Here is a 12940-nt window from a genome sequence, read left to right on the forward strand (position 1 = left end):
TAAGGGAAAATGGGGTGGGGAAGAAATGCTTGGGGAAAAAGAAAGAGTGCCAGGGGGACGGCACTCTCATTTATATGAAAGGGGTCAAAGGGTCACGCTGGTCTGGGATGCATCCAGATCGGTCTTGTCATCAGACTGATCGCCTTCCTTCGTACTGCTGTCTGGACCGTGATCACCGCCACCGCGCGGGCCTTTCATCTTCACGCCGAGATCCTCAAGCTGCTCATGCGCTTCTTCCCGGGTGATGGTCCCCTCGACCGCCTTCTTCAGGATGGCCTGGGCTTTTTTCTTCGTTTCTGCATCCAGATCGGCAAACGGATCCGGCATCTTGTCGAGGTCGAAGTCCACATCGAGCTCATCAAGCTCCTTCTGCGCCTCATCCTTTGTGATCATGCCGGCCATATAGCGGTCGCGGATGTCATGGGTCTTCTGGTGAGTCTCCTCATCCATCCCGTCCGGGCGCTGCGGCATCTCGATACCGAGATCTGCGATCTTTTCCTTCGCTTCTTCCTCCGTCATATCACCCGACTTCACTTTGTCACGGATGTCATCCAGCTTTTGTCTGGTCTCATCATCAAGCTCCATACCTGGTGCGCCGTGATGGCCACCGCGCCCCGGAGGACGGATCCCCAACTCATCGAGCTTTTCTTTCGCCTCATCCCTCGTGATGGTCCCATCCTCCACCTGGCCCTTGATTTCATCCAGCTTGGACTTTGTTTCCTCATCAAGCTGCTGCTTCTCCTCCACCTGCGGCTGATCCGCCGTATCCTGCGTCGTCGCCGTATACGCAGCCGGCGCCAGAATTCCCAATGACAATGCACCCGCCACCACTTTTGCCGATAGTACATTCAACATCTTACCTACCTCCAGTTCATTTTGAATTTGTAGATTTTAGCCTTGCAAGAATGATTGTAGGGGGTGAATGTGTCAGGAGGATGTCGGGGGAGAAACTTATCTTTCAGAATTCGCTACTAATTCAGGTTTATCCATGGTTATATCTGTATATAAACCTTTATATGTTAAAAATACCTCACCCCGAAACTTTAATACATCACTCAAAGAATGAGACGCACATGCCATCTATTCCAGATTAGAAAAGAGGTTAAGGTATGGGTTATGATCCTTTGATCAAAGCTTTAAAAGACCATAGGAAATCTACCATAGTAATGGAGTGGGAAAATGGACTAAAAGTAAGTGGGAAATTAGATACTATTTTTGAAACAGATAATGGATATGAAGATGATGATGTTAATTTCAAAGAATACGACTCAGCTATATTTAGAGTGGATAACATTTTATCTGAACCACATGACGTGGACAATGTTATTTATAAGTGGCTGGCTAATCATAAAGGCGATCTTATAGAGGTATCTCTATATAATGACTGTCCGAGTATACTTAAATTAACAAACGGAGTAACAATCTGGAAATACCTCTAATCCCCTATTAAAATATTCAATGCAAAACTATTTTATAGTTGTTACATCAACTCCCAAATGGGCATCTTCTTGTAGATGCCCATTTGGGGGTTTTTGCTATGTAATTTTATATAGACACTAATTATGAAAACGCTCTACATTTATATTGACAACATGTATATACAAGATTACAATTGAACTAGATCTTGTATATACAACACAGTATTTTGAAAGCGTTACCGATAGATTAGGAGTTTCTACTCATTCCATATGGGGAATGGTTGTTACAAATGTAAGCGAACACATTTTGGGAGGGATACACATGAGTGTGGATAGACAATCGGTTAAACAGATCATCGAGGCCATCGGAGGAGCGGACAATATTTCGACCGCGACACATTGCGTGACACGTCTTCGTCTTATTCTGAAGGATGAAGGAAAAGTAGATAAAGAGAAATTGGATGATATCGATATCGTAAAGGGATCATTCTCTTCAAACGGACAGTTCCAGGTCGTCATCGGTCAGGGGCTCGTCGATAAGGCCTATAAAATTCTTGCAGAGGAAACAGGCATCCAGGAAGTATCAAAGGAAGACGTGAAGAATGAAGCGTCCAAGAATTTGAATCCGCTTCAACGGGCCATCAAGACCTTAGCTGACATCTTCATCCCGATCCTGCCGGCCATCGTCATGGCGGGTCTTCTAATGGGGCTGAACAATATCCTTACGGGTCCCGGAATCTTTTTCGACAATAAGTCCGTCATCGACGTCTATCCACAATGGGCAGACCTCACCAATATCATCAACCTGATCGCCAATACGGCCTTCACCTTCCTTCCTGCACTCATCGGTTGGTCGGCCATGAAGCGTTTTGGCGGGAATCCGCTGCTTGGGATTGTTCTTGGATTGATTCTTGTCCATCCGGACCTTCTCAATGCATGGGCATACGGATCTGCTGAGAAGATCCCGACTTGGAACATCTTCGGTCTTGAAATCGACAAAATCGGGTATCAGGGACAAGTTCTTCCGATCCTCGTTGCTTCTTATGTATTAGCGAAAATTGAGCGTTTCTTGGATAAACATGTACATGATTCAATCAAACTGTTGGTTGTAGCACCTGTTGCCTTGCTCGTCACTGGACTACTTTCATTCATCGTCATCGGTCCGATCACGTTCTTCATCGGTAACCAACTGACAGACGGCGTCATCTGGATCTTCAGTCACTTCGGCTGGCTCGGTGGTCTACTGTACGGTGGATTGTACGCGGTCATGGTCATCACCGGGATGCACCATACGTTCCTGGCCGTCGACCTGCAGCTTGTATCCAACACAGGCGGAACATTCCTATGGCCGATCCTGGCTCTATCCAACATCGCACAGGGATCTGCCGCACTAGCCATGATGTTCCTTGCGAAAAAACAAAACCAAAAACTGAGCGGCCTGGCCGGTACCTCCGCCCTTTCCGCTTATCTCGGAGTCACTGAACCTGCCATGTTCGGGGTCAACCTGCGCTACAAATTCCCGTTCATCGCAGCCATCATCGGTTCCGCCGTCGGAGGCGTCCTGCTGGCCACAACAGGCACCGAAGCCTTCTCCATCGGCGTAGGAGGAATCCCAGGTATCTTCTCCTTCAAACCGCAATACTACCTGACATTCGCCATCGGAATGGTCATCTGTATCATCATCCCATTCCTGCTCACCATCCTATTTGCCAAATTCAGCAAAAACAAAATCAGCTAAAACAGTTGAACCAACTTGTATATACAAGTTAAAATGAGGGAGCGACAAGGACAACCAGTCCCGCTCCCTTTTTATCAATCTAAAATAAAAAGCAACCGTGATGAAAGGTTGCTACACACAATTGATTTTGGACAGAATGGGGAGTAGTGCTAAGGCGTGACGTTCATACTCACATAAGATCGAAACACTCATCACGAAGTAGAGAGGTTTCTTTCAAACCTACTAAAATGGATGTCGAACATAACATCCACCCTACCACCACAAAGTGCCTTGCAGCGAAGGCCACCTGACTCCTACGGGAATAGAGGGTAGCTTGAGACCCTGCAGGCGAAGCCAAAGCGGCTCAGGCACCCTCCCCGAGGAAAGCAGGTGGCCGAAGCGGAAAGGCACGAACCAGTTAAATAGTCTATGAAGTAGAAGATGTTTTTCAAACCTATAAGGATGTCGAACATACCGTCCGCCCTACCACCACAAGTGCCTTGCAGCGAAGGCCACCTGACTCCTACGGGAAGAGAGGGTAAGTTGAGACCCTGCAGGCGCCAGCCGAAGCGGCTCAACACCCTCCCCGAGGAAAGCAGGTGGCCGAAGCGGAAAGGCACGAACCCAATTCAGTAACCCATGAACCACACCCTAAAAAACCACACTAAAAGGAAGGTGTCCCAAATGACCCAACCACAACCATGGTGGAAAAAAGCAGCCGTCTACCAGATCTACCCCAAAAGCTTCAACGACACAACAGGAAACGGAGTCGGAGACATCCAAGGCATCACCCAAAAACTCGACTACCTCAACAAACTCGGCGTCGACGTCATCTGGCTCACCCCCATCTACGAAAGCCCGCAACGCGACAACGGCTACGACATCAGCGACTACTTCTCCATCCACGCCGAATACGGCACCATGGAAGACTTCGAGAACCTCCTGAGCGAAGCACACGCCCGCGGCATCAAAGTCATCCTCGACATCGTCATCAACCACACTTCCACAGAGAACCAGTGGTTCATCGAGTCTCGCCAGTCAAAAGACAGCGAATACCGTGACTTCTACATCTGGCGCGATGGCAAGCCCGACGGATCCGAGCCGACGAACTGGCAGTCCAAGTTTGGCGGCAACGCCTGGCAGTATGACGAAGCGACCTGTCAATACTACCTTCATCTCTTTGATGTCACACAGGCCGACCTCAACTGGGAAAATGACGCTGTCCGCCGCAAGCTCTATGACATGATGCTCTTCTGGCTAGATAAGGGCGTCGACGGCTTCCGCCTGGACGTCATCAACTTGATTTCAAAAGATCAGCGTTTCCCTGATGACGACGGCTCCACGGCTCCCGGAGACGGACGCAAGTTTTACACGGACGGTCCTAAAGTCCATGATTACATGCAGGAGATGAACCGTGAAGTCTTCTCGAAGCACGACATCATGACCGTCGGGGAGATGTCGTCTACGACGATCGATAACTGCATCAAATACTCACGCCCGGACCGGAACGAACTCAGCATGACGTTCAACTTCCACCACTTGAAGGTGGATTACCCCGGCGGTGAGAAATGGACGGTCGCCGACTTCGACTTCCAGCAGCTCAAGGACATCCTCTCCACCTGGCAGAAGGAAATGCATGACGGCGGAGGATGGAACGCCCTCTTCTGGTGTAACCACGACCAGCCACGAATCGTGAGCCGCTACGGAAATGACGGAGAGTTCCATAAAGAATCTGCGAAAATGCTGGCTACGACGATTCACATGATGCAGGGGACGCCTTATATTTACCAAGGGGAAGAATTCGGGATGACGAATCCGAAGTTCACGAGCATCGATGAGTATCGGGACGTGGAGTCGATCAATATGTTCAACATCATGAAGGAACAAGGGAAATCGGAAGACGAAATCCTTGAGATTCTACGACACAAATCCCGTGATAACTCTCGTACGCCTGTTCAGTGGGACGGAAGTGAAAACGCAGGATTCACTTCCGGACAGCCTTGGATCCCTGTTGCGAAGAACTTCAGGGAGTTCAACGCTGAGGACGCCATGGATGATCCATCATCTGTGTTCTATCATTACCAAAAGCTGATCAAGCTAAGGAAAGAGTACGACGTGATCACGGATGGTGATTACCAGCTCATCCTCGAAGACGACCCACAGCTGTTCGCCTATGTGCGGAACGGAGAGGACGAAAAACTGCTTGTAGTGAATAATTTCTACGGAACAGACGCCACATTTACCCTGCCTGAAGAGGTGGACGTGAATGGTTGGACGAGTGACATCCTGCTCTCCAACTATGAAGATACCGCCAATGTGTATACCCATATGAACCTTCGACCTTATGAATCCGTCGTGTTCCGCTTGACGAAATAACAATGCAAAAAACGGGCAGCCCCTTCAGGTCGCCCGTTTTTTTATGATGCTTACATCCATTCTGGACTCAGTTCGTTGACGATCCTCCTGGCTTTCGGAACCAGTGGGGATGGCAGGTCATCAAGCGGGAAGTACCTTAGCTCCCTGGATTCTCTTGTGATTTTAAGCGTACCCGTGGTCGTCCGGGCCAGGTACACCGCTGTGATACCGTAGATTTGATCACCGTTCGGATACGTGTGGCATTCCTCCGGTCCCGAAAGGATCCGAATGAACTGCAATTCCCCTGCAAGGAGTCCCGTTTCTTCATGGAGTTCACGGCCTGCCGTCTCTTCAAGGCTTTCACCATACTCCATCACCCCGCCGGGAAGCCCCCATATATCGGCATCAGATCGGTACTGAAGGAGCAGTTCTTTTCTCTCATTTATGCATAGGACAGTGGCTCCTGCTACCATCAAGGGCTGGGTCCCTATCAACCTTCTCATTTCCTTGATATAATCGCTCATTTCCATACCCTTTTGATGACCGGGGCCTCTACCGAGAAATCGAGTCGGTAGATATCCGGATTCGATAAAGTCTTCCACTGTGTGAAACCAAATGTGACATCGAATCGTTTCAGTAAAAGAGCCATGAGGTTCCCATGGGTGGCCATGACGGTGACGTGGTGTTGGCGTTGCAACACGTCATCGATTACCTCCATCCCCCTCTCCATTGCCTGCCGACTGGACTCTCCGCCTGGATATGAGAGCTCCAGATCCGTGAAGGTCCTTTCCAGCATGGACAGCCACTCGGGCTGATCCTGCCCTGCCAGGACCCTTTCCGAAAGGCGTGTCTCTTCTTTAAGAGGGATCCCGTGATCCTCTGCCAGTCCCCTGACCGTATCGACCGCTCTCAGATACGGACTCGTCAAGATGGCGTCCACGCTGATCCCTTTGAAAAAGGCTGTGACACGATCTGCCTGTTCTTTTCCTTCTCTGGTCAACCGGGCATCAGGCGCCTGCCCTTCTGCCTTGCAGTGCCTGACAAGATAAATGGTTTTGTTCATCCTCTATCCCCCCTATGTCACTCTTTGTCTATTTCTTTATTCTTCTCGTGATGAATGATACCCTTTTTTGTAAAATGTTAGATTATATTTCTTAAATATGGGTATATAGTAACCTGTACCACTCTTCCTCTCAACAACCTCCTTTTTTGGTATCTTAGACCTATTTATCTTAAATGTTTCCATTTGATACCATAACATAGGTATATACAACACATTTTTGAAGGGGCTGAATCCTTTGTCCTACCTATCATTCATGGTCTCACAGATCGGGGAAAAGCGTAAGCAGCTTGAACGTCTGAGGACCTCCAAAACCAACATGAATCAACTCCAAGGTGAATTCAATCAGTATACTCAAAAAGTAAAGCAGCCCGAGCTCAGTGCAACGACCTGGCAGGGAACCCGCGCCAACGAGTTTGAAGAAGTCCGCGAACAGTTCAACGAAGCCTATCGGGATATCTCCCAAAGTCAGATGGACTCTGCCATCACATCCATCGAATCGAAGATTTCCTCTCTTGAAGCGGAGATCGCTGCCCTCGAAGTGAGTATGGACAAAGAGGTCAAGCGTCTCGAAGAAGAGAATAAGAAGGATCCGATCATGTAACGAACCTCTTTAGAAGGGATTTAATCCATGACCCCAGAACAACATTTCAAGCTGAATACATACCGCATGATTCTGCTCGCATTCGGAATTCTTGGCCTGATAGTGGGAATCATACCACTGATCACTGCCTTGAGTATGATCAGCAAGCATCCTCTTACGGATTATCTTGCCTTCTTGATCGCCGGGGGTGTGAATATCCTTGTTGTTGGCATCATCTTTTGGATACGCGCTCGCTTCTTTCCAAAGGTGTCCGCGTCTGAGGTTCAGCCTTCAATGCCCGGTCCACCTGAAGAACTGACGCCACTGAAGAAGTTTTTGAGAATCGCGATTCTCGTTTATGCACTCTTCATCGTGATCGCGTCGACAATTTCTTCCGGCACATTGTTCATCGTCTCTCTCATCCACGGCGAGCTCACTTGGAAGAATGTAGCGGGAATCGCATTCGTGCTTGTCTTATCATACGGATTTGCAGGCATCATCCTGTGGATCCGTTCCAGGTTTTTAAGGAAGCCCGCATAAAAAGGACTGCCCCATCAGGAGCAGTCCTCTTTCTCATTCTTCGTCATCGCTTGCCTGGAAGAAGATCGCTACAACCTTCCATCCGTCATCCTGACTCTTGAATACCGTTACCTGACGGCCGGATCGCGTCACTTCTTTCCCGCTGTCGGGATCCTTGGTGGTTGCGCTGATTTCAGCGTATACGTCTGCCTTCGCTTCATTGAAGTTGATGATCTTGACGTTTTCAGCCGTACGCTTTGAATCGACGGAATCAAAGATCTGCTTCACGTACTTTTCTTCATCTTCGTATTTGAAGTTGATCGGTTGTTTCGAGATGAGATTCATATACGCATCATAGTCCTTCTCATTGAAGGTCTTGATGTATTGATCAAACGTTTGGGTCAACTCTTCTTTATCTTCGGCAGGGATTCCTTCTGCTTCCTCCAGCTTCTGGGCCCGTTCGACAATTTTGTCATTTTCGGAGGTCGGGAGCTCTTGTTGAACCTGTTCCTCGCTCTTTTTGCTTTCATCTGCTTTGGATTCTTCGGACGTTTTCTTGTCTTCCTTCTTCTCTTCGTCTGCGCTGCACGCCCCGAGAAGCAACGTACTGATGCCTATACCCAACATGATTTTTTTCCAATGCTGTTTCGACAATGCTCTTCACCCTTATTCATTAGATTTGCACTATCTCCATTCTATTGAAAATATTCGCAACACTCAAGTCGATTCTCAATTCTTTGTGACAGATATGGTAAAATGAGAGCAGGTGATCATAATGACAAAACGGAATAAATATTATCAGATCTATACCGATTTATCGGACCATATACAGAACGGTACCTACGCACCCGACACAATCCTCCCTTCGGAGAATGAACTGTCCGACATGTACGATACCTCCCGGGAAACGATCCGCAAGGCGCTTACGATGCTTGCACAGAACGGATACATCCAGAAGCTGCGCGGAAAGGGATCCCTTGTCCTGGACGTATCCCGGATGAACTTCCCCGTCTCGGGACTCGTGAGCTTCAAAGAACTGCAGCAATCCATGGGCCGCGAATCGATCAAGACACATGTTCACCGTTTCGGTCTCATCCTGGCTGATGATCAGCTCGCCTCCCTTCTCCAGACCACCGTCGGCGATGAAGTATGGGAGGTGGCCCGCTCCCGTGAAATCGGCGGGGAACGGATCATCCTCGATAAGTCGTATTTCCTGAAGTCCCGCGTCCCTCTCCTCACCCAGGAAATCTGCGAGAACTCAATTTATGAGCATCTCGAAGGCACCCTCGGACTCCCCATCGATTTTGCCAAAAAGGAAATCGTCGTGGAGCCCTGTACGGAAGAGGACGAGAAGCTCTTGGATCTGAAAGGATATGATCATGTGGTCGTTGTGCGGAACATGGTCCACTTGAAGGACGCCGTCCGTTTTGAATACACAGAATCACGTCACAGGCTGGATATGTTCCGGTTTGTAGATTTTGCGAGGCGAAAGCATTGATAGAGGAAAAGCCATGGTGGATGCCGTGGCTTTTTTCTTACTTTACGTCTTGAATTCAACGTCCTTTCTATGATTAAGTAGAGGTAATGACCTAAAAATACATAAAAAGGACAATTAAGGGATTTTTACTCAGGGGGAGTTAAACTTGCTGACAGAGAAGGGGTTGACGGTTAATGGAACCGTCACAAAAGAAGAATTCACTACATTCGGGTTGTATCATTTCAAGAAGTTTCATACCATTACGTTCTATTTTCTATTGGTGGTGGTATTCCTTATCTTCGCAATCCCAACGAGTACAATGGTTGAACTTGATGTCTATATCTATTTTATTGGACTCTACGGAGTTATTTCACTGGTGAGTTCGTTGCTTGTGTTACTGATCGGAAGAACTGCCGTGAAGGTAAGGTCTTCAAAAGAATATAAAAGTGACCCGTTAATTCAGAATAAAATAACCTATACGTTTTCCGAGAACGAAATCCAACAAACGTTCGGCCGATCCGCAGGGTACTTTGAGTGGAGTAACCTCCGCTCGGTACATGAGAACAAGGATATGTTCCGGCTATATGTATCAAAATCGAAAGCGATTATCCTCCCTAAACGTTTTTTTGATTCTGATTCAGAAATAGCCCAATTCAAGAAGTTGTTAAGGGATCAAGTTGACGAGCGGAAAGTGAAGTTTATGTAAGCAAAAAGAAGGCAGCCAGAATGGCTGCCTTCTCATAATTCGTATTATCGTACTTCCACCCAACCATTTTTGATGGCTGTGACAACTGCTTGCGTTCGGTCGTTCACATTCATCTTCTGAAGGATGTTACTGACGTGGTTCTTGACGGTTTTCTCACTGATGTAGAGGGCTTCACCGATCCCACGGTTGCTCTTCCCATCTGCAAGCATCTGCAGGACTTCACACTCACGGCGCGTGAGGAGGTGAAGCGGGCGGCGAACTTCGGATTGCTGGAATCCGCCTGAATTGGATGCATTGGCCAGGCGGCGATATTCAGCCACCAGGTTGTGCGTCACTTTCGGATGGATGTATGATCCACCTTCAGCCACGATTTTGACTGCGTCCACAAGGGCATCGGAATCCATTTCCTTAAGCAGGTAGCCAAGAGCACCTGTTTTCAGGGCATGGTTTACGTAGTTCTCATCATCGTGGATGGAGAGGATGATGACTTTTGTCTCCGGATATTTATCCATGAGCTCGCGCGTTGCCTCGACGCCGTTGATTTCAGGCATATTGATGTCCATGAGGACGACATCCGGCTCGTGCTCTGCCACCAGACCTGAGGCATCTGCTCCGTCATCCCCTTCTGCTACTACGTTGAATGAAGGTTCGAATTCCAAAATCCGTTTTACCCCTTCACGAAATAGCTGATGATCATCGATGATAACGATATTAGTTGTTGCCATGTCATTCGCCTCCCTAAACCTTAGAAAAATTTACATATTCAGAGGTACGCGGATCAGTATGACTGTCCCGCCTCCTACTTTTGAGTCGATCGTGATGTCTCCTTCCAGAAGGTCGACACGCTCTTTCATCCCCATGATGCCAAAGGATCCCGTTTTTTGTGTATGTAGATCGAATCCCTTGCCGTTGTCTTTGATGACGACGGTTATATTGTCTTTCTTTACTTCCACTTTTACTTGAATGTGTGTGGCCTCGGCATGCTTGAGCGAGTTCTGGACGCTTTCCTGCACCATTCTGAAGAGGGCGACTTCGAACTTCGGCGGGAGCCGGATATCGAGACCCATGTTGATGAACTGGATGCTCGTCTTATCGTTGTATTCTTCGATGGTACTCAAGTATTTCTTGAGCGTCGGCACGAGTCCCAAATCATCAAGTGCCATGGGACGCAGGTCGTAAATGATTCGACGGACCTCATAGAGAGCCGAGCGGACCATGCGTTTCAGATCGCGGATTTCTTTGATCGCATCATCGGTCGTCTTCTCACGGAAGACCCGTTCGATGAGATCGGAACGGATGAGGACGTTTGCCATCATCTGGGCCGGTCCATCATGGATTTCCCTGGAGACGCGCTTGCGCTCATCTTCCTGGGCTTCAATGATCTGGAGGCCGAAATCCTGACGCTGCTTCGCGTCTTCAAGGGCTTCATTCACTTCACGTAAATCACTGTTCAAATAATTGAGAACCACGGAAATCTGCGAGCAGAGATTCTCCGCCTTATCGATTGTTTCCCCCAATGACCTCATGCGTCGTTCGAGTTCATCGCGGCGGTCGCGCAGCTGCTTTTCCTGCTGTCGGTTCATAAGAAGTTTCATCTGGAAATCGTGGGCTTTTTCATAGGCGTCCCTCACCTGGTCTTCGGAGTAGGTCTGAAAATGCTTGCTCACTTCAGAAAGCCTGAGGCGTGCGAGCCTTGACCTCTTGTGGAGCTCATCCCCCTCGTCGATGACCTGCAGGACCTTATTCTTAACATCTAATAGTTCTTGCATTAAGTCTTGGTAATCATTACGGCATTGCTCACCGATCTGAAAGATTTCACCCTTGCTCTCATCGACCGTGTCGATCATCTTCTCAAGGATTCCATCCAGGATCTTGGTGTCGATTTTTTTCAGTGACACGGTACACCCCTCTTTTGTTCCACGATAATCATGGACATCGATTAGAGTTGGAAACGCTATACTTCTATACTAAGTACACATCCAACAATGTTCAACACGTTTCGGACGAAAAGATAGTGACCTAAGTCCCAATCAGCATCGAAACATCGCATTCTCTAACCATTTCCATAGGGATAGTTGAAACTCCTTTATTCATCTAGGCATATTCCTACATCTTTTACATACCCAAGGAAGGCATTGGCAAAAACCTGTACCTTTCCAGGAGGTAGAAAGTATGACTATCAGCGTCCATTATACCATGTCGCCTATAGGAGGAGATTAAAGTTTCATTACATTGTATTACCATTATTTCATGTAATTCCAACTACTCCCTCGAATAAAGTCGTTCCTTTGTGCATTATGGTTCATTTTTTTATATAGTAGGAATAGAGTATTCACGCCGTTAGGAGGTAAGCAAATTGCTTCATAAATATTATACTGTAAAAGGACCCGGCGAGAACGAGATCGTCATCGACCGCTCCCGCTTCATCGCCCATGTAGCCCGTGTGGAAACCGAAGAAGACGCTCAGGCGTTCATCGCCGATATCAAGAAGAAGCATTGGGACGCGACGCATAACTGTTCAGCCTACATGATCGGGGAAAACAACCTCATCCAGAAGGCCAATGACGACGGTGAACCAAGCGGAACGGCCGGCGTTCCCATGCTTGAAGTGTTGAAGAAACGCGACCTGAAGGATACCGTCGTGGTCGTCACCCGCTACTTCGGTGGCATCAAACTCGGTGCAGGCGGCCTCATCCGTGCGTACGGAAAAAGCACATCCGAAGGCTTGAACGCGACCGGTGTCGTCGAACGGAAGCTCATGCGCATCATGAAGACAAAAATCGACTATACCTGGCTCGGGAAGGTGGAAAATGAAGTACGCTCCTCCCACTACCAGCTCAAAGAGATCCACTATCTCGACGCTGTCGAAGTAGAGGTCTATGTCGAAGAAGCAGCGAAGGATGACTTCACTTCCTGGATGACCGAACTCACCAATGGACAAGGTGAAATCACTGAAAGCGAAGTGGAATATTTGGAGACGCTTATATAAACACTAAGGAGACAGATTCCACGGGATCTGTCTTTTTTCATCAAGTGGAGTACGATGGATGGAAAACGGGTATGGAACCATGTTGAGCATGATTGAAGTTGGCTCTAATGTATACC

Annotated in this window: 14 protein-coding genes; 8 read left to right on the forward strand and 6 right to left on the reverse strand. The window is 48.1% G+C overall.

All coding sequences use genetic code 11. The annotated features are described in order from the left end of the window. Nucleotides 1–84: 84 nt before the first annotated feature. Nucleotides 85–855 (reverse strand): hypothetical protein, encoded by a 771-nt coding sequence (locus tag AF331_RS18855; protein ID WP_053429566.1) that lies wholly within the window; start codon nucleotides 853–855, stop codon nucleotides 85–87. Between the two features lie 254 nt (nucleotides 856–1109). Between AF331_RS18855 and AF331_RS18860 the strand changes: the two genes are divergently transcribed. The 3 genes from AF331_RS18860 to treC all read left to right on the forward strand — a co-directional run bounded on the left by AF331_RS18860 (nucleotide 1110) and on the right by treC (nucleotide 5511). Then, complete coding sequence (locus AF331_RS18860) at nucleotides 1110–1439, forward strand: hypothetical protein (protein ID WP_053429567.1); 330 nt, start codon at nucleotides 1110–1112, stop codon at nucleotides 1437–1439. A 301-nt stretch (nucleotides 1440–1740) separates the two neighbouring features. Next, nucleotides 1741–3156, forward strand: coding sequence for a PTS system trehalose-specific EIIBC component (treP, locus tag AF331_RS18865; RefSeq protein ID WP_053429568.1), 1416 nt, complete (start codon nucleotides 1741–1743; stop codon nucleotides 3154–3156). Between the two features lie 663 nt (nucleotides 3157–3819). Then, nucleotides 3820–5511: an alpha,alpha-phosphotrehalase gene (treC, locus tag AF331_RS18870; protein ID WP_053429569.1), complete on the forward strand. Its 1692-nt coding sequence runs from the start codon at nucleotides 3820–3822 to the stop codon at nucleotides 5509–5511. Nucleotides 5512–5561: 50 nt separating this feature from the next. Here treC and AF331_RS18875 read toward each other — a convergent pair whose 3' ends face one another. Beyond that, entirely contained in the window at nucleotides 5562–5993 is a 432-nt protein-coding gene (locus AF331_RS18875; protein ID WP_235576441.1) for an NUDIX hydrolase, read from the reverse strand. A 17-nt stretch (nucleotides 5994–6010) separates the two neighbouring features. Beyond that, entirely contained in the window at nucleotides 6011–6553 is a 543-nt protein-coding gene (locus tag AF331_RS18880) for a histidine phosphatase family protein (protein WP_053429571.1), read from the reverse strand. Between the two features lie 235 nt (nucleotides 6554–6788). On the opposite strand from AF331_RS18880, the gene AF331_RS18885 reads away from it, so the two are divergent. Continuing rightward, a complete protein-coding gene (locus tag AF331_RS18885; protein WP_053429572.1) occupies nucleotides 6789–7154 on the forward strand; it encodes a YwqH-like family protein in 366 nt (121 codons plus the stop codon). Between the two features lie 27 nt (nucleotides 7155–7181). Beyond that, nucleotides 7182–7673: a hypothetical protein gene (locus AF331_RS18890; protein WP_053429573.1), complete on the forward strand. Its 492-nt coding sequence runs from the start codon at nucleotides 7182–7184 to the stop codon at nucleotides 7671–7673. A gap of 33 nt (nucleotides 7674–7706) precedes the next feature. On the opposite strand, the gene AF331_RS18895 is transcribed toward AF331_RS18890, so the two are convergent. Further along, entirely contained in the window at nucleotides 7707–8306 is a 600-nt protein-coding gene (locus AF331_RS18895; RefSeq protein WP_053072101.1) for a YybH family protein, read from the reverse strand. 121 nt (nucleotides 8307–8427) lie between these two features. Here AF331_RS18895 and treR point away from each other — a divergent pair, with 121 nt between their 5' ends. Both treR and AF331_RS18905 read left to right on the forward strand, forming a co-directional pair. Further along, nucleotides 8428–9150, forward strand: coding sequence for a trehalose operon repressor (gene treR / locus AF331_RS18900; RefSeq protein WP_048004934.1), 723 nt, complete (start codon nucleotides 8428–8430; stop codon nucleotides 9148–9150). A 145-nt stretch (nucleotides 9151–9295) separates the two neighbouring features. Then, nucleotides 9296–9835 (forward strand): YcxB family protein, encoded by a 540-nt coding sequence (locus AF331_RS18905; protein ID WP_053429574.1) that lies wholly within the window; start codon nucleotides 9296–9298, stop codon nucleotides 9833–9835. A 44-nt stretch (nucleotides 9836–9879) separates the two neighbouring features. On the opposite strand, the gene AF331_RS18910 is transcribed toward AF331_RS18905, so the two are convergent. Together AF331_RS18910 and AF331_RS18915 are read right to left on the reverse strand one after the other, a co-directional pair. Continuing rightward, a complete protein-coding gene (locus AF331_RS18910) occupies nucleotides 9880–10560 on the reverse strand; it encodes a response regulator (protein ID WP_053429575.1) in 681 nt (226 codons plus the stop codon). 30 nt (nucleotides 10561–10590) lie between these two features. Beyond that, entirely contained in the window at nucleotides 10591–11733 is a 1143-nt protein-coding gene (locus tag AF331_RS18915; RefSeq protein WP_048004932.1) for a sensor histidine kinase, read from the reverse strand. A gap of 458 nt (nucleotides 11734–12191) precedes the next feature. On the opposite strand from AF331_RS18915, the gene AF331_RS18920 reads away from it, so the two are divergent. Continuing rightward, a complete protein-coding gene (locus AF331_RS18920) occupies nucleotides 12192–12824 on the forward strand; it encodes a YigZ family protein (protein ID WP_053429576.1) in 633 nt (210 codons plus the stop codon). Nucleotides 12825–12940 lie beyond the last annotated feature (116 nt).

The sequence above is a fragment of the Rossellomorea marisflavi genome, from assembly GCF_001274775.1.
Classification (GTDB): Bacteria; Bacillota; Bacilli; order Bacillales; family Bacillaceae_B; genus Rossellomorea; species Rossellomorea marisflavi.

What these genes read in the sequence shown, in the direction of transcription:
- AF331_RS18855 (WP_053429566.1), bottom strand. Translation starts at nt 855, where the DNA reads ATGTTGAATGTACTATCGGCAAAAGTGGTGGCGGGTGCATTGTCATTG.
- AF331_RS18860 (WP_053429567.1), top strand. Translation starts at nt 1,110, where the DNA reads ATGGGTTATGATCCTTTGATCAAAGCTTTAAAAGACCATAGGAAATCT.
- treP (WP_053429568.1), top strand. Translation starts at nt 1,741, where the DNA reads ATGAGTGTGGATAGACAATCGGTTAAACAGATCATCGAGGCCATCGGA.
- treC (WP_053429569.1), top strand. Translation starts at nt 3,820, where the DNA reads ATGACCCAACCACAACCATGGTGGAAAAAAGCAGCCGTCTACCAGATC.
- AF331_RS18875 (WP_235576441.1), bottom strand. Translation starts at nt 5,993, where the DNA reads ATGAGAAGGTTGATAGGGACCCAGCCCTTGATGGTAGCAGGAGCCACT.
- AF331_RS18880 (WP_053429571.1), bottom strand. Translation starts at nt 6,553, where the DNA reads ATGAACAAAACCATTTATCTTGTCAGGCACTGCAAGGCAGAAGGGCAG.
- AF331_RS18890 (WP_053429573.1), top strand. Translation starts at nt 7,182, where the DNA reads ATGACCCCAGAACAACATTTCAAGCTGAATACATACCGCATGATTCTG.
- treR (WP_048004934.1), top strand. Translation starts at nt 8,428, where the DNA reads ATGACAAAACGGAATAAATATTATCAGATCTATACCGATTTATCGGAC.
- AF331_RS18910 (WP_053429575.1), bottom strand. Translation starts at nt 10,560, where the DNA reads ATGGCAACAACTAATATCGTTATCATCGATGATCATCAGCTATTTCGT.